Source organism: Leifsonia aquatica H1aii, assembly GCF_000633535.1.
GTDB classification, from domain to species: domain Bacteria; phylum Actinomycetota; class Actinomycetes; order Actinomycetales; family Microbacteriaceae; genus Leifsonia; species Leifsonia aquatica_A.
The window spans coordinates 104436-124854 of the sequence record NZ_AYMR01000009.1 but is presented as its reverse complement, the minus strand read 5'-3'; the positions used below and the strand labels follow the sequence as shown (position 1 = coordinate 124854).

The 20419-nt window shown below is 71.0% G+C and carries 19 protein-coding genes; 5 read left to right on the top strand and 14 right to left on the bottom strand.

The annotated features are described in order from the left end of the window. Positions 1-16: 16 nt before the first annotated feature. Positions 17-976 (bottom strand): sugar-binding transcriptional regulator, encoded by a 960-nt coding sequence (locus U870_RS0108960; protein WP_025157064.1) that lies wholly within the window; start codon positions 974-976, stop codon positions 17-19. Positions 977-1056: 80 nt separating this feature from the next. On the opposite strand from U870_RS0108960, the gene U870_RS0108955 reads away from it, so the two are divergent. Next, positions 1057-2001: an ROK family protein gene (locus tag U870_RS0108955; RefSeq protein WP_025157063.1), complete on the top strand. Its 945-nt coding sequence runs from the start codon at positions 1057-1059 to the stop codon at positions 1999-2001. An 88-nt stretch (positions 2002-2089) separates the two neighbouring features. Here U870_RS0108955 and U870_RS0108950 read toward each other — a convergent pair whose 3' ends face one another. The 6 genes from U870_RS0108950 to U870_RS0108925 are packed head-to-tail and all read right to left on the bottom strand — an operon-like array spanning position 2090 to position 6673. Further along, the gene (locus tag U870_RS0108950; protein WP_025157062.1) at positions 2090-3313 is read right to left on the bottom strand and encodes a CynX/NimT family MFS transporter; all 1224 of its coding nucleotides are present in this window, start codon (positions 3311-3313) and stop codon (positions 2090-2092) included. Then, positions 3310-4251 carry a bifunctional riboflavin kinase/FAD synthetase gene (locus U870_RS0108945; protein ID WP_025157061.1) on the bottom strand — a complete coding sequence of 314 codons (942 nt, stop codon included), beginning with the start codon at positions 4249-4251 and terminating at the stop codon, positions 3310-3312. The genes U870_RS0108950 and U870_RS0108945 overlap by 4 nt, the downstream gene beginning before the upstream one ends. After that, on the bottom strand, positions 4248-4721 hold the full coding sequence (locus tag U870_RS0108940; protein WP_025157060.1) for a hypothetical protein: 474 nt from the start codon (positions 4719-4721) through the stop codon (positions 4248-4250). The genes U870_RS0108945 and U870_RS0108940 overlap by 4 nt, the downstream gene beginning before the upstream one ends. A gap of 49 nt (positions 4722-4770) precedes the next feature. Continuing rightward, positions 4771-5139, bottom strand: coding sequence for a hypothetical protein (locus U870_RS0108935; protein ID WP_025157059.1), 369 nt, complete (start codon positions 5137-5139; stop codon positions 4771-4773). Next, complete coding sequence (gene truB / locus U870_RS0108930) at positions 5136-6044, bottom strand: tRNA pseudouridine(55) synthase TruB (protein WP_025157058.1); 909 nt, start codon at positions 6042-6044, stop codon at positions 5136-5138. The genes U870_RS0108935 and truB overlap by 4 nt, the downstream gene beginning before the upstream one ends. After that, entirely contained in the window at positions 6041-6673 is a 633-nt protein-coding gene (locus tag U870_RS0108925) for a TetR/AcrR family transcriptional regulator (RefSeq protein WP_025157057.1), read from the bottom strand. The genes truB and U870_RS0108925 overlap by 4 nt, the downstream gene beginning before the upstream one ends. Positions 6674-6769: 96 nt before the next feature. Between U870_RS0108925 and U870_RS0108920 the strand changes: the two genes are divergently transcribed. Both U870_RS0108920 and U870_RS0108915 read left to right on the top strand, forming a co-directional pair. Beyond that, a complete protein-coding gene (locus U870_RS0108920; protein WP_025157056.1) occupies positions 6770-8275 on the top strand; it encodes a DHA2 family efflux MFS transporter permease subunit in 1506 nt (501 codons plus the stop codon). 64 nt (positions 8276-8339) lie between these two features. Next, on the top strand, positions 8340-9347 hold the full coding sequence (locus U870_RS0108915; protein ID WP_025157055.1) for a ketopantoate reductase family protein: 1008 nt from the start codon (positions 8340-8342) through the stop codon (positions 9345-9347). A gap of 19 nt (positions 9348-9366) precedes the next feature. Here the strand turns inward: U870_RS0108915 and U870_RS0108910 are convergent, their stop codons facing one another. Then, positions 9367-9945: a hypothetical protein gene (locus U870_RS0108910; protein ID WP_025157054.1), complete on the bottom strand. Its 579-nt coding sequence runs from the start codon at positions 9943-9945 to the stop codon at positions 9367-9369. A gap of 42 nt (positions 9946-9987) precedes the next feature. Between U870_RS0108910 and U870_RS0108905 the strand changes: the two genes are divergently transcribed. Then, entirely contained in the window at positions 9988-10857 is an 870-nt protein-coding gene (locus tag U870_RS0108905; RefSeq protein ID WP_025157053.1) for an A/G-specific adenine glycosylase, read from the top strand. 71 nt (positions 10858-10928) lie between these two features. On the opposite strand, the gene rbfA is transcribed toward U870_RS0108905, so the two are convergent. The 4 genes from rbfA to nusA all read right to left on the bottom strand — a co-directional run bounded on the left by rbfA (position 10929) and on the right by nusA (position 15791). Further along, the gene (gene rbfA / locus U870_RS0108900; protein WP_025157052.1) at positions 10929-11366 is read right to left on the bottom strand and encodes a 30S ribosome-binding factor RbfA; all 438 of its coding nucleotides are present in this window, start codon (positions 11364-11366) and stop codon (positions 10929-10931) included. A gap of 77 nt (positions 11367-11443) precedes the next feature. After that, positions 11444-14248 carry a translation initiation factor IF-2 gene (gene infB, locus U870_RS0108895; protein WP_025157051.1) on the bottom strand — a complete coding sequence of 935 codons (2805 nt, stop codon included), beginning with the start codon at positions 14246-14248 and terminating at the stop codon, positions 11444-11446. Between the two features lie 80 nt (positions 14249-14328). Beyond that, on the bottom strand, positions 14329-14604 hold the full coding sequence (locus tag U870_RS23660) for a YlxR family protein (RefSeq protein ID WP_081815246.1): 276 nt from the start codon (positions 14602-14604) through the stop codon (positions 14329-14331). 167 nt (positions 14605-14771) lie between these two features. Next, a complete protein-coding gene (gene nusA / locus U870_RS0108890; RefSeq protein WP_025157050.1) occupies positions 14772-15791 on the bottom strand; it encodes a transcription termination factor NusA in 1020 nt (339 codons plus the stop codon). A 129-nt stretch (positions 15792-15920) separates the two neighbouring features. Between nusA and U870_RS0108885 the strand changes: the two genes are divergently transcribed. After that, positions 15921-16703, top strand: a complete 783-nt coding sequence (locus tag U870_RS0108885) for a DUF1206 domain-containing protein (RefSeq protein ID WP_025157049.1) — start codon at positions 15921-15923, stop codon at positions 16701-16703. Here the strand turns inward: U870_RS0108885 and U870_RS0108880 are convergent. Together U870_RS0108880 and U870_RS0108875 are read right to left on the bottom strand one after the other, a co-directional pair. Beyond that, a complete protein-coding gene (locus U870_RS0108880; protein ID WP_025157048.1) occupies positions 16700-18679 on the bottom strand; it encodes an ABC transporter ATP-binding protein in 1980 nt (659 codons plus the stop codon). The genes U870_RS0108885 and U870_RS0108880 overlap by 4 nt on opposite strands. Continuing rightward, positions 18676-20409 (bottom strand): ABC transporter ATP-binding protein, encoded by a 1734-nt coding sequence (locus U870_RS0108875; RefSeq protein WP_025157047.1) that lies wholly within the window; start codon positions 20407-20409, stop codon positions 18676-18678. The genes U870_RS0108880 and U870_RS0108875 overlap by 4 nt, the downstream gene beginning before the upstream one ends. Positions 20410-20419: the final 10 nt, after the last annotated feature.

Below are 20419 nucleotides of genomic sequence, written 5' to 3'. Positions count from 1 at the left end.
CTGGTTCTGGTTCTGGTCACGAGCCCGGCTGACTGCGGCCGAGGAGGTCGTTGGCGGTGGCTTCGTCCGTGATGAGCGTGGTGCAGAGCCCGCTCGCGACGACGGCGTGCGCCACCTGGTGCTTGGCCTCGCCTGCGATGACGGCGATGCTGGTGCGGGCACTGCGCAGCTCCTCGAGCGAGAGGCCGAGGGTGCGGCCGTCCAGCTCGGGATCGGCGACCTCGCCGGTGTCGGTGATGAACCGGCCGACCACGTCGCCGACCGCACCCTTCTCGGCCAGACCCGTCACGTCCTCCGGCGACAGATAGCCGGAGTCGACATGCACGGAGCTGGTGTCGACCACGCCGGCGCTGAACAGGTACGCGTTCGCGCTGCGCGCGAGGTCGAGCACGGATTGGACCGAACGGTCCGACTCGATCGCACGCCGGGTGGCGGCGTGCTCGAAGATGGCGGGGCTCGGCAGCAGCGTGGCGGTGCCCTGCGCCTTGCGGGCGATGACCACGGCGGTGTCGGCGGCCGCCGTCGCCTGGCGCGTGCTCGAGACGCTGCCGTTGATCTGCACCGGGTTGACGCCCACCGCCCAGCCCGGCCGCAGTCGCGCCGCGACGGCGTGCAGGGTGCGCCCCCAGCTGACCCCGAGGGTGCGCGGGACCGGCCGGAAGGTGGTGAGGTAGTCGGCGGCCGCCTGCGCGACACGTGCCTGTGTCTCGGATTCGCTCTCGGCCGCGGGGACGACCACGGCGTCCTCCAGGCCGTAGAAGCCGCACAGTTCGCGCTCCAGGGAGAACCGCCGGGCGCTGGGGTGCACGATCTCGATGCGCACGAAGCCGTGCTCGCGCGCCGCCACCAGCAGCCGGCCGACCTTCCAGCGGCTCACGTTCAGGGCGAGACCGATCTCGTCCTGCGTCTTCCCCGCTTCGTAGTACAGCTCTGCCGCCTTCACGGCGAGGATCTCGTCGGTATCGTTCAGGGCCACGCCCCCAGCCTAGGACGTCCGCAACCTTTGCGCACGAGTTGCTCAAATGAGCAGAATGGGGATCGTCTAGGGTAAGGGTCGTGTCAACACCGCTCGCTCTCGCCGTCGATTTCGGCGGCACCAAGGTCGAAGCCGCGCTCGTCGATTCCGACGGCCGCCTGCAGCCCGGCTCCCGCTTCCGCCGCCCCACCGGACGCACCGCGACGGTCGCCGACCTGGAGGCCTCGGTCGGGGGCGTCGTGCGCGACGCGCTGGCCGCGGTGCCGGGCGACGCGGAGGTCGTCGGAGCCGGGATCGGCTGCGCCGGCCCCATCGAGCGCGTGCGCGGGCTGGTCTCCCCGCTGAACGTGCCGCACTGGCGCGACTACCCGATGCGCGACTTCATCGGCTCCCAGGTGCGCGCGACCGGACTCGACGTCCCGGTCACCCTCGAGATGGACGGCGTCGCCATCACGATGGCGGAGCACTGGGTCGGCGCGGCGCAGGGTGTCGACAACGTGATGGGCATGGTCATCTCGACCGGCATCGGCGGCGGACTCATCGTCGGCGGACGGGTCATCACCGGGCCGACGGGCAACGCCGGGCACATCGGCCACGTGGAGGTCGGCGACATCCGCGGCGAGGACACCTTCGGCAATCCCTATGCGCTGGAGGCCATGGCCTCCGGCCCGCACACCGTCGCCTGGGCGCAGCAGCACGGGTTCACCGGCAGCACCGGCGAGGAGCTGGCCGCGGCCTACGCCGCCGGCGACGAGGTGGCCCGACGGGCGATCGCCCGCACCGGCCGAGCCGTCGGTCACGCCATCGCCTCCGCGACCGCGCTGCTCGACTTGGAGCTGGTCGCGATCGGCGGCGGGTTCTCGCACTCCACCCCCGACCTCTTCAGCCACATGCGCGAGGTCATCGAGAAGCACTACTTCCCGTTCGTGCGCAAGGTGCGCATCGTCCCCTCGGCCCTGTCGTCGGAGGGCCCGCTCATCGGAGCGGCCGCCCTCATCCACCGCGCCCACCTCCTCCCCGCCTGAGCGCACACTCCACAGGCGGCGCGTCGAAGCGGCTCGATGTCGCACGAGGACCGTCCAGACGGTGGAGGTTTCGCCGTCTGGGCGACGCTCAGCGGCGGTCTTCGAGGGCGCGCGGGCGCGCGACGACGGCCCCGGCCGCCGCGGCGGCGAGCGCCGTCGCGGTGAGCACGATCAGCGGCACGGTCCAACCGCCCGTCGTCTGGTGCAGCACTCCGACCGCGAGCGGCCCCAGGGCGCCCAGCGTGTAGCCCAGACCCTGCGTGAACCCGCTCAGGGCGACGGAGCCGGCGTGCGTCCGGGTGCGCATGTTGATGAGGACCAGCACCAGGGGGAAGAGCAGCGGCCCCAGCCCGGCGAACGTCACCCAGAGCCAGGTGGCGCCGCCCGGGGCGAGGATCAGCCCGAGGTAGCCCGCGATGAAGAACCCCACGGCCGCGTAGATCAGGCCGGCGACGCTCCGCAGCCGGGAGGCCAGCAGCGGCACGAGCAGCCCGGCGGGGATGCCCATGCCGGCATACACCGAGAGCAGCGCCCCCGCCTCGGCGGGCGGCGTCCCGGCGACGTCGTGCAGGATCTGCGGCAGCCAGGCGAACATCGCGTACGCGTTGAGGCTGGAGACGGCGAAGACGACGGCCATCGCCCAGGCCAGCGGCGAGTGCCACACCCGGCCGACCATCGCCGGCGGAGCGCCCTCCACCTCCACGTCGTGCGCGGGATGCGCGGGCCGGTGCGACACGAGGATGCGCAGCCACGGGAGCACGGCCAGCAGGCTGACGGCCGCCCACATCCCCACCGAGACGTGCCAGCCGGCGGCGTCGGCGACCGGCACGGCGATGAGCGGCGGCAGCAGCGTGCTCACCGACATGACCGTGGCGTAGAGCGAGGTCACCAGCCCGATCCGGTCGGGGAAGTAGCGCTTGACCAGGGGCGGCAGAAGCACGTTGCCGACCCCCATGCCGGCGAACGTGAGCGCGGAGCCGACTGCCAGCAGCGCGAACGAGGGCGCCGACGCCCGCAGCAGGTGCCCGGCGAGCATGACGCCGAGCGCACACAGCATGACGGCTTCGAGGCTCAGCCGCCGGGTGAAGGAGGGGGCGACGAGCCCGAAGACCGCGAAGCAGATCGGCGGGAGCATCCCGAGCAGTCCGACGCCGAGGCTCGAGATCGGGAACTCCCCGCGGATCTCGGCATAGATGGGCGAGAGGGCGGCGACGGCCGTGCGCAGGTTCGTCGCGACGAGCAGGATGCCGAGGAGGGCGATGGCGCGCCCCTGCCAGAGCGGTCGCACGCCGCCGGTCGCGGAGTCGCTCACGCGGATTCGGCCGAGAGGATGCCGCGCGCCTGCTCCACGTCGGCCGCGATCTGGGCGATCAGGGGCTCGACCCCGTGGTAGGCGACCATCCCGCGGATCCGCTGCACGAACGACACCTCGACGCAGTGCCCGTAGAGGTCGAGCTCCCGGTCGAGGACGTAGGCCTCGACCTGCTTGTGCGGCACGCCCTCGAAGGTCGGGTTGTTGCCGACGGAGATGGCGGCAGGGTAGGTCTCGCCGCCGTCCGTCAACCAGCCGGCGTACACGCCGTCGGCCGGGATCAGCCCTTCCGACTCCGGGGACAGGTTCGCTGTCGGGTAGCCGAGCTCGCGGCCGCGGGCGGCGCCGTGCACGACCACGCCGCGCAGGGTCGGCACGTGCCCGAGCAGTTCCGCGGCGTGCGCCACATCGCCCTCGGCGAGCAGTTCGCGGATCCACGTCGACGACACGCGTCTGCCGTGCTCCGGCCGCACGTCGTCGATCAGCTCGACGGCGAAGCCGTACTTCTCCCCCAGCTCCCGCAGCAGCGGGACGTCGCCCGCTCCGCGGTGGCCGAAACGGAAGTCGCTGCCGACGAGCACCGCGGCGGTGTGCAGGCGGTCCACCAGGATGCGGTGCACGAACTCCTCGGGCTCCAGGTCGGCGAGAGCGCGGTCGAACGCGACCATCAGCGTCGCATCGATGCCCGTCCCGGCGAGCAGGTCGAGCTTCTGACCGTTGCTGACCAACGACGCCGGGCACTTCTCCGGCGCGATCAGCTCGAGCGGGTTGCGGTCGAACGTGATGACGGCCGCGGTCAGCCCGCGGTCGGCCGCGACCTCGCGCAGCCGGGCGATGACGGCGCGATGGCCGGAGTGGACGCCGTCGAACTTGCCGATCGTGACGGCGCTCGGGCCGAAGCCGTCCGGCACCTCCTCGACGGCGCGGAAGACCTTCACGACGCGTCCGTCCGCGGGCGGTGCCGGCGCAGCCAGATCAGGCCGAGGACCGGGAGGACGAGCGGGATGAAGAGATAGCCCATCCCGTAGACCGACCAGACGGTCGCGTCCCGGCCGAACGGGTCGACGTCGTGCAGGCCGAGGGTCGCGGGGGCGAACAGGCTCAGCGATCCGATCACCAGCACGCCGACGAGCTCGAAGGAGATCGTGATCCACGCGACCCGGTACCAGACGCGACCGGGCGCGACCAGGGCGATCGTGGCGACGATGTAGACGACGGCGGCGACGGCCGAGAGGGTGAAGGCGACGGGCGCCTCCTCGAACCGGTCGATGATCTGGAAGACGCTGCGGCCGGTGGCGGCCAGCGCGAGGACGCCGTAGACGAAGACGAGCACCCGGCCGATGCCGGAGATGCGCCGGGACGGCGGGCGCTGCACGCGCTCGCTCGCGGACGAGGTGAGGGGAGACATCGATGACGATTCTATTCGCGCCGGCGGGCGGCTCGCGGCCCGAGCGCGCTCAGGCGCCCTGGACGAACCAGATCTGGCCCATCCGGTAGACCATGACGGCGATGGCCAGGCACACGCCGCCCAGGATGACGGTGCTCCAGCGGTTGCGTTCGATGAGGGCCCAGAAGCCGCCTGCGGCCGGCAGGATGATCGCCGAGATCAGGTAGATGTAGAACTCGGGCAGGCTGCCGCTCGGCGCGTTCCCGACCGCGGGCGCCACGACGGCGACGACCAGCTGGGCGATGAGCAGCAGCTCGACCAGGGCGACCGCCCCCATCGTCAGGTCGTTCGGCACGCGGCCGGCGAAGCCGAGCACGAGGCAGAGGAGCCCGGCGGCGCAGGCGACGATCACCTGGGCCGTGGTGAACCACTCGATCATGCCGTGGCGATCTCGTCCGTCGGGAAATTCACGAGCGTCCGTGCTTCCTTTCCGCGGAACTCGACGAGCCCCACCAGCTGACCGGTCGGGGCGACGGCCGCGACCGGGACGCCGCCCGGTCCTTCCCGGTCGGCGATGTGGATGCGACGGCCGTGCGTCAGGTCGATCGCCTGCTGCTCGGTGAGGTCGAGGCGCTCGAACAGCGCCGCCGCCGCGTCCACCGCGGGCAGCAGTGCCGCCGCCGGATCGAGCGTATCGAGGTCGTGGGCGTCGCGCACGTCGTAGTCGCCGATGCGTGTGCGACGCAGCGCCGTCAGGTGCCCGCCGACGCCGAGGCCGGCACCGAGATCGCGGGCCAGTGAGCGGATGTAGGTGCCCGACGAGCAGACGACGCGGACGTCGAGGTCGATCGCGTCGGCGGTGCGGCGCTCGGCGAGCAGCTCGAACGCGCTCACGGTCACCGCGCGCGCCGGGAGGACGACCTCCTCCCCCGCCCGCACCCGGGCGTAGGCGCGCTTGCCGTCCACCTTGATGGCGCTGACCGAGCTCGGCACCTGCTGGATCTCTCCGGTGAGCCGGGCGATCCCGGAATGGATGGCGTCGGCGTCGACCGCGGCGAGCGCCTCCTCCGCGGCGCGCGCGGTCTCCTCCCCCTCGGCGTCGTCGGTCATGGTGGTGGAGCCGAGCCGGATGGTCGCGAGGTACTCCTTGTCGGCGCCCACGATGTACGTCAGCAATCGCGTGGACGAGTTCACCCCGACGATGAGCAGCCCGGTGGCCATCGGGTCGAGCGTGCCGGCGTGCCCGACCTTGCGCGTCCCGGCGAGCCGGCGCACCCGCGAGACGACGTCGTGGCTCGTCATCCCGCCGGGCTTGTCGACCAGCAGGAGACCGCTGCCGGTCACGCGTCGGCCCCGGTGGTGTCGAGCACGAGCTGGAGCTTGGTGCGGAAGGTGCTCTCGAGCAGCTCCGTGGCGCACGGGTCGCCGCCGTACTCATCGGGCAGGCGGAGTCCGAGAAGGGTGTTCAGCAGCATCCCCTCGGCCAGGAACGAGCGGGCGTCGTCCGCCTCGAAACCGGCGTCCTCGCGGAGCACGCGGTAGATCGCCAGGAAGCCCTCGCGGGCCTTGGCGCCGATGACCGGGTCGTGCCCCATCCCGAACCCCTGCATCAGCGAGAGCAGGATGCCGCGGTCCTCGATCAGGTTGACGTAGGCGAGCCCCAGCCGACGGCTGATCTCCTTGCACGGGTCGCCGGAGACCCCGCCCGGGCGCCCCTGGGCCGTCCACTCCCCGATGGTCTCGGTGAAGGCGACGAGCAGGATGTCGGACGCGCGCATGAGCACCTCGACGAAGAGGTTCTCCTTGCCACCGAACATGCGCACCACGTACGGCTGGCTGATGCCGGCCGCCTTGGCGATCTGGTCGGTGGTCGCGCCGAAGTAGCCGCGTTCGCCGAACACGCGGCCGGCGGCACCGAGGATCTGCTCCCGACGCTCGGCGGAGGGGATCCGCTCACTGATCTTGTCCGTCACGCTTGACAGGTTATCAGTCGATTACTAAAGTCCGGAGTAATCATTCGATTACTACCTCGATCCCGACCCACGATCCGAGAACAGGACACCCGCCCCATGACCGCAACAGACCTCGCCCCGGCCCGCACCCTCGCCGGCCGGCGCATCCCGGTGTGGCTCGCCATCGTGGCGGCCTCGCTGCCGATGTTCATGGCGACCCTCGACAACCTCGTCGTCACCAGCGCCCTCCCCGTCATCGCCCGCGATCTCAGCGCCTCCATCGAAGAGCTCCAGTGGGTCGTCAACGCGTACACGCTCAGCTTCGCCACCCTCATGCTCATGGCCGTCGGCCTCGGCGACCGGTTCGGCCGGCGCAGCGTCTTCCTCGGCGGCATCGTCGTCTTCACCCTCTCCAGCGCCGCGGCGGCCCTCGCCACCGAACCGTGGATGCTCATCGCCGCACGCGCCGTGCAGGGAGCCGGTGCCGCGGCCCTCCTCCCGCTCTCCCTCACTCTGCTCGCCGGCAGCGTGAGCGCCCGCCTGCGCCCGGCCGCCATCGGCATCTGGGGCGGCATCTCCGGACTCGGCGTCGCCCTCGGCCCGCTCATCGGCGGCGCCGTGGTCGAAGGCTGGAACTGGCAGGCGATCTTCTGGCTGAACGTCCCCCTGGGCGTCATCGCCGTCCCCCTCGTGCTCCTCGCCCTCCCGAACAGCTTCGGCGCCCGCGTGCGCTCCGACATCGTCGGGCTCGTGCTGGCCGCCCCCGGCGTCTTCGGCCTGGTCTACGGCATCGTGCGCGGCAACGACGCGGGCTGGGACAGCGCCGAGGTGCTGATCTCCCTGATCGGCGGCGGCGTGCTGCTCGTCGCCTTCGTGCTCTGGGAGTCGCGGACCTCCGCTCCGCTCCTGCCGCTGCGCCTGTTCCGGGACCGCAGCTTCACGGCGGCGAACCTCGTCGGCATGACCTTCAGCTTCGGGATCTTCGGCGCGGTGTTCATCCTCATCCAGTTCCTCCAGGTGGTGCAGGGTCACACTCCGCTCGAGGCCGGCGTGATGACGATGCCCTGGACGCTCGCCCCGATGGTGGTCGCCCCGCTGACCGGCCTCGTCTCGTCGCGGACCGGCACCCGCCTGCCCATCGTGATCGGGCTCGTGCTGCTGACCATCTCGATGGCGTGGATCGCGCTGACCCTCTCCGCCACCGTCGCCTACGCGGAGATCTGGCCGCCCTTCCTGCTCGCCGGCATCGGCATGGGCCTCGTGTTCGCGCCCAGCTCCACCGCCGTCCTGGCCAACATGCGCGCGGCCGACCACGCGAAGGCGTCGGGCACCAACTCCACTCTCCGGGAGATCGGCGTCGCCCTCGGCGTGGCCGTGCTGACGGCGGTCTTCACCGGGGCCGGCGGCACCCTGACGCCCACCGGCTACGTGGATGCGGCCATCCCCGCCGTCTGGGTCGGAGCCGGTGCGCTGGCCCTGGCCGCCGTGATCGCGCTGGCGCTGCCCGGCCGGCGGCTCGCCGCCCGGCTGGCGGCCGCCGCAGAGAGCGAGCACGCGGCGGCGAGCGCGCCCGCGCCCGGCTCCCCGGTCGCGGACCCGCCCACGGCCATCCCCGTCGCCTGATCGCCCGATCGCCTGATCGCCTGCCCGCCGTCCGGTCCGTCGCTCTCGACGTAGGCTGGACGGCGTGCGTATCGGGGTCATCGGAGCAGGAGCGATCGGCGGCGCCGTCGCGGCGCTGCTGGATCGCGTCGGGCATCTCGTGGAGGTGACCGCCCGCGGCGACCACCTGGCCGCCATCCGCGCGGACGGCCTCCACCTCGACGGCGGTTGGGGCAGCCACACCGCCCGGGTGGAGGCCGCGGAGACCCTGCAGTCCACCCCCGAGCTGGTCTTCCTCTGCACCAAGGCGCAGGATGCCCGTGCCGCGATCGAGGAGAACGCGCACCTGCTGCGCGGGATCACCGTCGTCGTCGTGCAGAACGGCCTCGCCGGGCTGCGCCAGGCGGTCGAGCTGCTGCCCGACTCCGACTGCGTCGGCGCACTCGCCCTGTACGCGTCGAGCTACCTCGCTCCGGGCCGGGTCACCGTGACGACGACCGCCAACACCTACCTCGGAGCCGGCGACGGCCCTCCCCCCGCGTTCGCCGTGGCGGCGGCGCGCATCCTCGACGCCGCGATGCCCGCGTTCGCCGTGGACAACTTCACCGGTTGCCAGTGGACCAAGCTCATGGTCAACCAGGTGAACGCGATGGCGGCGATCACCGGCCTCAGCGTCCAGGAGACCCTCGGCGACCGTGGGCTCCGGGCCGTCGTCACCGCCAGCCTGCAGGAGGCGACCCGCGTCGGACTCGACCGCGGCGTCCGCTACGGCAGCATCCAGGGGCTCGACGACCGCATCCTGCGGTTCGTCGCCCGCGCACCCCGCTGGGCCGCCCAGGTCGTACCGCTCCTGATGCGACGCAGGATGGGCAGGACGCCCAACCCGGGGTCGACGTTGCAGAGCATCCGGCGCGGCCAGCGCAGCGAGATCGACTACCTCAACGGCGCGGTCGTGGCGGAGGCGGCGGCGATCGGCCGCACCGCGCCGGTCAACGCCGAGCTCACGGCACTGGTGCACGAGGTGGAGCGGACCGGCGGGTTCTTCTCGCCGCAGGCCGTCGTCGAGCGTCTCGACCCGCTTCTGCGCGGCTGAGCCGCGTCACACCCTCCGGTCAGCGACCGACGCGCACCGGGTACGCCGGATCGGCGTCGTCGACCAGGATGTCCGCGACCTCCCGGGGGCGCGCGTCCCGCTCGTAGAGTTCCCACTCCGGCGCGTTCACCAGGAGCACGGACGCGCTCCAGTCGCCCCGCAACTCCGGCCGCAGCAGGAACTCGCCGTCGACGATCAGCACGGCGTCCGGTCCCGCGGTCTCCCAGCGACTCTCGATCGGGGCGTCGCGCGCCTCGTCGAATGCAGCGGTCTGGAAGCCCGCGCTTCCGGCGAACCGGAACGGATCGAGCAGCACCCGCCGCAGCGTCACGTAGTCGAACGACGAGCGGTAGTAGTCCTCCGGCGTCTCCGGCCCGAAGCGCAGCCGCCGCTCCCGCGGAAAATGGAAATCGGCGATGGAGGCCCGGAACGCCTCCACGCCCGCCTCATGGAACACCTCCGCCAGGTCGTCGGCGAACGCCCCCGTGCCGCCACCGCCGTCGACCGCGACGATCACCCGGCCGAGCGGCATCGCGGCGCGGATCGCATCCGCCACCTCCCGGAGGAGGAGCACGCGCGGCGTCGGGGGCAGTCTCATGCCACGAGCATAGGCCGCGCCGCTGCACGGTAGCCTCGAAGGATGCGTGAGACCCTCGCCGAGACCGTCGTCGACTGGTACCACGACAACCGCCGCGACCTCCCGTGGCGCCGCGACGGCTTCACCGCGTGGGGGACGTTGGTGAGCGAGTTCATGCTGCAGCAGACACCGGTGAGCCGCGTGATCCCGCGCCTGGAGGAGTGGCTGGAGCGGTGGCCGACCCCGGCCGACCTCGCCGCCGTCCCTCCCGGAGAGGCGGTCCGCGCCTGGCAGTCGCTCGGCTACCCGCGCCGCGCCCTCTGGTTGCACGCGGCCGCCGTCGCGATCACGGAACGGCACGGCGGCGTGGTGCCCGACGATGTGACGGAGCTGCTGGCGCTCCCCGGCATCGGCGACTACACCGCACGGGCGGTGGCGGTCTTCGCGTATGGAGAGCGGCATCCGGTCGTCGACACCAACATCCGGCGGGTGATCGCCCGCGCCGTCGACGGCCAGGCGGAGCCCGGCCCGCCGAGCGCGCGACGGGACCTCGCGGCGATGGAGGCCCTGCTCCCCACCGATCGACGGGCGGCGGCCGCCTTCAATGCGGGCATGATGGAGCTCGGGGCGATCGTGTGCGTCGCCCGCACGCCGCGCTGCGACGTCTGTCCTCTCGCCGCGACGTGCGCCTGGCGGGCGGCGGGCTCCCCGTCGTACGACGGACCGCGCAAAGCGGTGCAGAAGAGGTACGAGGGCAGCGACCGACAGGTGCGCGGCCGCATCATGGCCGAACTGCGCGCGTCGCACATCCCGGTCACGGCTGACGAGCTCGAGACCGTGTGGCCCGACGCGGCCCAGCGGGATCGTGCGTTGGCGGGCTTGCTCGCCGACGGTCTCGCCGTCGAAGCGCAGGGCGGATACGCCCTCCCCTAGCCCCGCGCGAGGTTCACGTCGTTGCCGCTAAAACGCCGGAATGAGGGCAACGACGTGAACCTCGCGGGAGGTCACTCCTCTTCGTCGAGCTCGCGCGGCTTGACGTACGGGTCCTCGTCGCCGGCGTACGCGGCGCCGGCGGCCAGGCCGGCCACCTCGGTGTCGCGCTTCTGCGCCTCACGGAGCAGATCCTCGATGTGCGCGGCGTTCTCCGGGATCGCGTCGAGCTGGAACTCGAGCGTCGGGGTGAGCCGGGCGGTGATGTTCTTGCCCACCTCGCTGCGGAGCATGCCGGTGGCGGCCTTGAGCGCCGCCGCCGAGCCCTCGCGCTCCTCGTCGGTGCCGTACACCGTGTAGAACACGGTCGCGTGCTGCAGGTCGCCCGTCACCTGCACGTCCGTGATCGTCACGAACCCGAGGCGCGGATCACGCAGGCCGCGGTCGAGCCGCTTCGCGATGATGACCTTGATTCTGTCGGCGAGCTTCCTCGCGCGTGCCGGATCGGCCATGTTGTTCTCCTTCGTTCCGCCGTGATTGCGAAGCCGGAAGGCCCGGCGGATGAACCGCCGGGCCTCCCACGCATCGATCAGCCGCGGGGCTTCTCCCGCAACTCGGTCGTCTCGATCTCGTCGCCGATCTGGATGTCGTTGTACTTGCCGAGGCCGATACCGGCCTCGAAGTCCGTCCGCACCTCGGTGACGTCGTCCTTGAACCGGCGCAGCGACTCGATGGCGAGGTTGTCCCCCACCACCACGCCGTCGCGGATGACGCGCGCCTTGGCGTTGCGCGTGATCGTTCCGGACCGGACGATGACACCGGCGATGTTGCCGAACTTCGAGGAGCGGAACACCTCGCGGATCTCGGCCACACCCGACTGGACCTCTTCGAACTCGGGCTTGAGCATGCCCTTGAGCGAGTTCTCGATGTCCTCGATCGCGTTGTAGATCACCGAGTAGAAGCGCACGTCGACACCCTCGCGGGCGGCACGCTCGCGGGCCTTGACGTCCGGGCGGACGTTGAAGCCGATCACGATCGCGTTGTCGATGGTCGCCAAGTCGATGTCCGACTCGGTGATGGCGCCGACGCCGCGGTGCAGGATGCGCAGGCTCACCGAGTCGTCGACCTCGATCTTCATGAGCGACTCCTCCAGCGCCTCCACGGCACCGGACACGTCGCCCTTGATGATGAGGTTGAGCGCCTCGACCTTGCCCTCTTCCAGAGCGCGGGTGAAGTCCTCGAGCGAGATGCGCTTGCGGGCCTTGGCCAGCTGCGCGTTGCGCTCGGCGGCCTCGCGCTTCTCGGCGATCTGACGGGCCGTGCGGTCCTCCTCGGTGACGAGGAAGGTGTCGCCGGCGCGCGGGACGCTGGAGAGGCCCTGCACCTGGACCGGACGCGACGGAGCGGCCTCGAAGACCGGCTCGCCGTTCTCGTCCGCCATGGCACGCACGCGGCCGTAGGCGGTGCCGGCGACGATCGCGTCGCCGACGCGCAGCGTTCCGGACTGGATGAGCACGGTCGCGACCGCACCGCGGCCCTTGTCGAGCTTGGCCTCGATCGCGACACCGCGGGCGTCCTTGTTCGGGTTCGCCCGCAGGTCGAGTCCGGCGTCGGCGGTGAGCAGCACCGCGTCCAGGAGGTCCTGGATGCCGATGTTGTTCCGCGCGGACACGTCGACGAACATGACGTCGCCGCCGTACTCCTCCGCGACCAGACCGAACTCGGTCAGCTGCTGGCGCACCTTGGCCGGGTTGGCCTCGGGCTTGTCGATCTTGTTGACCGCGACCACGATCGGCACACCGGCCGCCTGGGCGTGGTTCAGCGCCTCCACCGTCTGCGGCATGATGCCGTCGTCGGCAGCGACCACGAGGATCGCGATGTCGGTCACCTGCGCACCACGGGCACGCATGGCGGTGAACGCCTCGTGACCCGGGGTGTCGATGAAGGTGATCGCACGCTCGATGCCCTCGTGCTCGGTCCACACCTGGTACGCACCGATGTGCTGGGTGATGCCGCCGGCCTCACCCTCCACGACGTTCGCGCTGCGGATGGCGTCGAGGAGTCGCGTCTTACCGTGGTCGACGTGACCCATGACGGTGACCACCGGCGGGCGGATCTCGAGGTCCTCGTCGGACTCGTTCTCCAGCTCGGCGTCGAGGTCGATGTCGAAGCCCTCCAGGAGCTCCTTGTCCTCGTCCTCCGGGGAGACGACCTGGATCTTGTATCCCAGCTCCTCGCCGAGCACCTGGAAGGTGGCCTCGTCGAGCGACTCGGTCGCGGTCGCCATCTCGCCCAGGTGGAAGAGGACGGTGACCAGCGACGCGGGGTTCGCGTCGATCTTGTCGGCGAAGTCCGAGATCGAGGAGCCGCGGCGCAGACGCACGACCGTGCCGCCGTCGCCGCGGGGAACGGTCACGCCGCCCAGCGACGGGGCCTCCCGCATCTCGAATTCCTGACGCTTCGCGCGCTTCGACTTGCGGGCCTTGCTCTTGCCGCCGCCGCGACCGAACGCGCCGGCCGTGCCGCCGCCCGGTCCACGACCGCGACCGCCGCCACCGCCCGGACGCGGGCCGGAGAAGCCCCCGGCCGTGCCCGGAGCGCCGCCGGGACGCTGGAAGCCACCGCCGCCGGCACCACCGGCGCCGCCGGGGCGCTGCTGGAAGCCGGGACGGGCGCCGCCGCCCTGGCGGTTGCCGCCGGGACGACCCTGGCCGCCGCCCTGGCCCGGCGCGCCGATGCGCGGCGAGCCCGGGCGCGGCGGAGCCGGGCGCGGGATGTTGCTCGGGGTCGGGCGCTGGCCCATGCCCTGCGAGCTCGAGAACGGGTTGTTGCCCGGTCGCGGCGTGCTGGGGCGCTGGCCCATGCCCTGGTTGGACGAGTAGGGGTTGTTGCCCGGGCGCGGTGCGCCGGGACGCGGGGCGCTGCTGCCGCCGGGACGCGGAGCCGCGGACGGCTTGACCGCATCGGTCGGGGTCTCGGCGGGTGCGCCGGCCGCGGGTGCGGCGGCGGGAGCGGCCTGAGCCGCAGCGGACTCCGTCGCGGCCTTCTCGGCGGCGGCCTTCTCCGCGGCCGCCTTCTCCGCGGCGGCCTGCCGCTCGGCGACCGACATCGGCGCCTGCGGCTTGGGCGCACCGCTCTCGCCGGCCTCCGACGCCTGCGGGCGCGGGGTCTGCGGGCGGGGGCCCGGCGCCGGCGCAGCGGCCGGTGCGGCCGCCTTGTCGGCGGTGAAGCCTTCGGCCTCGAGGGCGGCGCGCAGCTTGCGGGCGACCGGGGGCTCGATGCTGGAGGACGGTCCCTTGACGAACTCGCCCATCTCCTTGAGCTTCGCGAGCGCGATCTTGCTGTCGACGCCGAGTTCGCTCGCGACCTCGTGTACGCGTGGTTTTGCAGCCACAATTCTCCTGTCTGGGGCCTACCCCGGACAGGGCAGGCGTTAGTAGCGGACGGGACTCATTTCGAGCCGCTCATCGGTTGTCACTCATGTGAAGTCACTTGTTCTTCAGCCTGTTCTCGTAGGTAGGCCCGGATGGCCGTCGGGTCGAGTGCTCCCTCCACTCTCAGAGCGCGCCCGAAGGCCCGCCGCTTGAGAGCGTTGTCGAGACACTCGTCGACCGGATGCAGCCACGCACCTCGCCCGGGGAGCGTGGCGGAGGGATCCACCACGAGTTCCGAATTCCGGGCGACGACCCTCAGAAGAGAGGGTCGGGGGGCGCGAGAACGGCATCCGACGCACGTTCTGACAGCTTCCATCTTACACCCGCGTATCGGCCGACTCGCCCGATGCGCGGCCCCTCTCACTCCCGGTCCAGGATCGAATCCGGCTGGATGTCGTGTTCATGTGCCTGCGGCAACCGTGGCGCCACGGCTCCGCCGCGTCGGCACGGCGCGAAGATCGACATCCAGCCTCGTCGCACGAATCACTCGCGGTCCAGGATCGAATCCGGCTGGATGTCGATCTTCGCGCCCGTCAGCTTCGCGGCGAGACGGGCGTTCTGACCCTCCTTGCCGATCGCGAGCGAGAGCTGGTAGTCCGGGACGAGGGCGCGGACGGCCTTCAGCGACTCGTCGATGACGAAGGCGCTGGTGACCTTCGCCGGCGAGAGCGCGCTCGCGACGAACGTCGCCAGGTCGGGCGAGTAGTCGACGATGTCGACCTTCTCGTTGTTCAGCTCCGCCGTGACCGCGCGCACGCGCTGCCCGAGCTCGCCGATGCACGCGCCCTTGGCGTTCACGCCCGGCTCGGTCGCGCGCACAGCGATCTTGGTGCGGTGGCCGGCCTCGCGGGCGAGCGACACGATCTCCACGACTCCGCTGGCGATCTCCGGGACCTCGAGCGCGAAGAGCTTGCGGACGAGGGCGGGATGCGTGCGCGACACCGTGATCTGCGGACCCTTCGTGCCCTTGGCCACGCTGGTGACGTAGACGCGGATGCGCGAACCGTGCGTGTACTCCTCGCCCGGCACCTGCTCTTCCGGCGGGAGGATGGCCTCCACGCTTCCGAGGTCGACGTGGATCATGCGCGGGTTCGGCCCCTGCTGGATGACGCCGGCGACGATGTCGCCCTCGCGTCCCCGGAACTCGCCGAGCACCGCATCGTCCGCGATGTCGCGCAGGCGCTGGTTGATGACCTGCTTCGCCGCGAAGGCGGCGATGCGGCCGAAGTCGCTGGGGCTGTCCTCGGCCTCGCCGATGACGGTGCCTTCTTCGTCGCGCTCCGGCACGTACACGCTCACGTGGCCGGTCTTGCGATCCAGGTGGACGCGCGCGGCCGGAACCTCGTCGGTGTGGCTGTGCCCGTGGCCGTGACCGTGCTCACCCTGATTGGTGTGCTTCAGGTAGGCGGTCAGGATCGCCTGCTCGATGATCTGCACCAGCTCGTCGAACGGGATCTCTTTCTCGCGCTCCATGAGACGCAAGACGCTGAGGTCGATGTCCATGCCGGCCTCCTCTATTCACATTGCGCCGCCGCGCGATGGCGCAGCGGACTCGAATATCTACGGTACCCGAGAATCGGCGAAGTCGGGACCCTCGTCCGCACGCCCGCCAGGGCGAGTACCGTGCCGAGCATGACCGCACCGACCAGGACCGCCTCCCGCGCCGAGCGCAACCCCGCCGTGAGAGCCCTCGCGCGCGTCGGGCTGGCCACGATCGGGCTGCTCCACATCCTGATCGGCGCCATCGCCATCGCCCTCACCTTCGGCGGGAGGGGCGACGCCGACCAGTCCGGGGCGCTGCAGGCGATCGTGGCCGTGCCGGGCGGGCTGTTCGTCGTGTGGGCCGCCGTCGTCGGCCTCGCCGTGCTCGCCCTCTGGCAGATCCTCGTGGCCGTGACCGCGCACGGTGCGGGCAAACGCCTGACCGAGGTGGGCAAGTGCATCGTGTACGCCGCCCTGGCGGTCGTGGCCGCCTCCATCGCACTGGGCGGCGGTCACGATGCGTCGTCCTCCGAGAAGACGATGAGCGCACGCCTGCTCGGCCTGCCCGGCGGAGTGTTCGTCCTCGCCCTGATCGGGCTGGGCGTGCTGATCGGCGGGATCGTCTTCCTGCGCAGCGGGGTGACCCGCGCGTTCGAGCGCGATCTGCGCCTGCCCCCGAACGCGCTGGCGCGCGTGACCACGGCTCTGGGCCGCATCGGATACATCGCGAAGGGGATCGCCCTCATGCTGGTCGGCGGTCTGGTGGTCGCCGGCGCCGTCACCTATGACCCGGAGAAGGCGGGAGGCCTCGACGGCAGCTTGAAGGCGCTCATCGGCCTCCCGTTCGGACCCGTGCTCCTGGTGCTGATCGCCCTCGGGCTGATCGCGTACGGCGTCTTCTGGCTGGTGCGCTCGGTCGCCGCCCGCCTCTAGGCCTCCTCCGCCGGGGCCGCGAACTGCGCGTTGTACAGCGTGTAGTACGCGCCCCCGCGCGACAGCAGCTCGGCGTGCGTGCCCTGCTCCACGATGCTGCCGGCCTCCATCACCAGGATGAGGTCGGCGTCGCGGATGGTCGAGAGCCGGTGGGCGATCACGAACGACGTACGGTCGGCCCGCAGCGCGCTCATCGCCTTCTGCACCAGCAGCTCGGTCCGGGTGTCCACCGACGACGTCGCCTCATCGAGGATGAGCACGCTCGGCCGGGCGAGGAAGGCCCGCGCGATCGTCAGCAGCTGCTTCTCCCCCGCCGAGATGTTGCCGCCCTCGTCGTCCAGCACCGTGTCGTAGCCGTCGGGCAGCGACCGCACGAAGCGGTCGACGTAGGTCGCCTTGGCGGCGCCGACGATCTCCTCCTCGGTCGCGCCCGGTCGCCCGTAGGCGATGTTGTCGCGGATGGTTCCCTGGAAGAGCCAGGTGTCCTGCAGCACCATGCCCATCCGGCCGCGCAGATCGTGCCGGGTCATGGCGGCGATGTCGACACCGTCCAGGGTGATCCGGCCGCTGTCCAACTCGTAGAACCGCATCATCAGGTTCACCAGGGTGGTCTTGCCCGCACCGGTCGGTCCAACGATCGCGACCGTCTGGCCGGGTTCGGCGACCAGGGAGAGGTCGTCGATGAGCGGCTTGTCCGCGGTGTACCGGAACGAGACGTCCTCGAACGCCAGGCGGCCCTTCGTCCCGTCGGGGCTCTGCGGCCGCTCGGGGTCGTCCGACTGCTCGTCGGCGTCCAGCAGCTCGAAGACGCGCTCGGCGCTGGCGACACCGGACTGCAGCAGGTTCGCCATCGATCCGAGCTGGGTGAGGGGCTGGGTGAACTGGCGGGAGTACTGGATGAACGCCGTCACGTCGCCGAGCTGCATCGCTCCGCTGGCGACCTGCAGACCGCCGACGACGGCGATCGCCACGTACATCAGGTTCCCGACGAACATCATCGCCGGCATGATGATGCCGGAGATGAACTGCGCGCCGAAGCTGGCCTCGTACATCTCCTCGTTCTTCGCTCCGAACCGCTGCTCGACCTCGCGGTGGCGGCCGAAGACCTTGACCAGGGAGTGGCCGGTGAAGGCCTCCTCGATCTGGCCGTTCAGCTCGCCGGTGTTGCGCCATTGCGCCACGAAGAGCTTCTGCGAGCGCTTGGCGATCAGCGAGGTGATCAGCAGCGTCAGCGGGATGGTGATGAGCGCGATCACCGCAAGCAGGGGCGACACGACGAACATCATCACGATCACGCCGACCACCGTCAGCAGCGAGGTGAGCAGCTGGCTCATCGACTGCTGCAGCGTCTGCGAGATGTTGTCGATGTCGTTCGTCACGCGGCTGAGCAGCTCGCCGCGCTGCATCCGGTCGAAGTAGGTCAGTGGGAGGCGGTGGATCTTGGCCTCCACCTCCTCGCGGAGCCGGTACACCGTGCGCTGGGTGACGCCGTTGAGCACGTACGCCTGCAGGTAGCTGAACAGCGAGGAGGCGATGTACAGCGCGAGCACCCACATCAGCACGTGCCCGACCGCGGTGAAGTCGATCCCCGCTCCGGGTGTGAACGTCGTGCCCGAGAGGAGGTCGGCGAACTGGTCCTGCCCCTTCGCCCGGAGTCCGTCGATCACCTGCGCCTGCGTCGCCCCGGAGGGGAACTGCTTCGAGAGCGCGCCGGCGAACACGAGATTGATCGCGTTGCCGAGCAGCTTCGGCCCGAGGACGGCGAGCACGACGCTCACCACCGCGAGCACTGTGACGAACACGATCGCCCAGCGCTCGGGCTTCAGCTGACCGGCGAGCCGGCGCGCCGAGGGTCCGAAGTTGAGGGACTTCTCGGCCGGCATGCCTGCTCCGCCGAACGGGCCGCCACCGCCGCCGGGGCCGCGTCGCACCGGAGGGCGGGCGGGGACCGGACGGTCTTCCGTCTCCTGGCTCATGCCGCCTCCTCCGCGGTCAGCTGCGACGAGACGATCTCGGCGTAGGTCGGGTTGCTCTCGAGGAGCTCCTCGTGCGTGCCGCGCCCGACGACGCGACCGTCCTCGAGCACGATGATCTGGTCGGCGTCGACGATCGTCGAGACGCGCTGAGCGACCACGATCATCGTGGCGTCGGCCACCGATCGGCCCAGCGCCCCGCGCAACCGGGCGTCGGTGGCCGTGTCGAGGGCGGAGAACGAGTCGTCGAAGACGTAGATCTCGGGGCGCTTGACCAGCGCCCGAGCGATCGCGAGACGCTGCCGCTGACCGCCGGACACGTTGGTGCCGCCCTGGGCGATCGGCGCGTCGAGCCCCTCCGGCATCGACTGCACGAAATCCTTCGCCTGCGCGATCTCGAGGGCGGCCCAGAGCTCCTCGTCGGTCGCATCCGGCTTGCCGTAGCGCAGGTTGGTCGCGACGGTCCCCGAGAACAGGTACGGTCTCTGCGGGACGAGCCCGATGCGCGACCAGAGCAGTTCGGGGTCGAGCTCCGCCGCATCGACGCCGTCCACCAGGACGAGTCCGCTGGTCGCGTCGAAGAGTCGAGGGACGAGGTTCACCAGGGTGGTCTTGCCCGACCCGGTGCTTCCGATGATCGCGGTCGTCTCGCCCGAGCGGGCGAGGAACGTCACGTCTCTGAGCACCGGTTCCTCGGCTCCGGGGTATGCGAAGCCGACGTCCACGAACTCGACCGTGCCGTGGGCGGCCAGCTCGGTGACTGGGTTCTCCGCGGCGCGCACGGAAGCCTCCGTACCGAGCACCTCGCCGATGCGGTCGGCGCAGACCGCCGCGCGCGGGACCAGGACCGCCATCATCGTCGACATCATCACGCCCATCAGGATCTGCATGAGGTACTGCAGGAACGCCGTGAGCGTCCCGATCTGCATCGAGCCGTCGTCCACCCGGAAGGAGCCGAACCAGATGACCGCGACACTCGACACGTTGAGCACCAGCATCACGATCGGGAACATCAGCGCGAACAGGCGTCCGGCCTTCAGCGCCGTCTCCGTCACCTGGTCGTTGGCGACCGCGAACCGCTCGGTCTCGACGTCCTCCCGCACGAAGGCGCGGATGACGCGGATGCCGGTCAGTTGCTCCCGCAGCACGCGGTTGACCCGGTCGATCCGCTCCTGCATGCGGCGGAAGAGCGGGACCATCCGCGTGATGATCAGGCTGACGGCGATCAGCAGGATGGGCACGCTGACCGCGATCAGCCAGGAGAGCTCGAGGTCTTGCTGCATCGCGAGGATGATCCCGCCGATCGCGAGGATGGGCGCCGAGACGAGCAGGGTGCACGTCATCAGCACCAGCATCTGCACCTGCTGCACGTCGTTGGTGTTGCGGGTGATGAGCGACGGCGCGCCGAACCGCGAGACCTCGCGCTCCGAGAACTCGCCGACCTTGTGGAAGATCGCGGTCCGCAGGTCCCGGCCGACCCGCATCGCGACCTTCGCCCCGAAGTAGACCGCGGCGATCGAGCAGGCGACCTGCACGAGCGTGACCCCGAGCATCTCCGCTCCGACGGCGAGGATGTAGCCGGTGTCGCCCTTCGCGATGCCGTTGTCGGTGATGTCGGCGTTGAGCGTCGGCAGCCACAGCGACAGCAACGACTGCGCCAGCTGGAAGAAGACGACGCCCACCAGGAGCCGCCAGTGCGGTCGGAGGTACCGGCCGAGGAGTTTCAGGAGCATGTGCGACCTC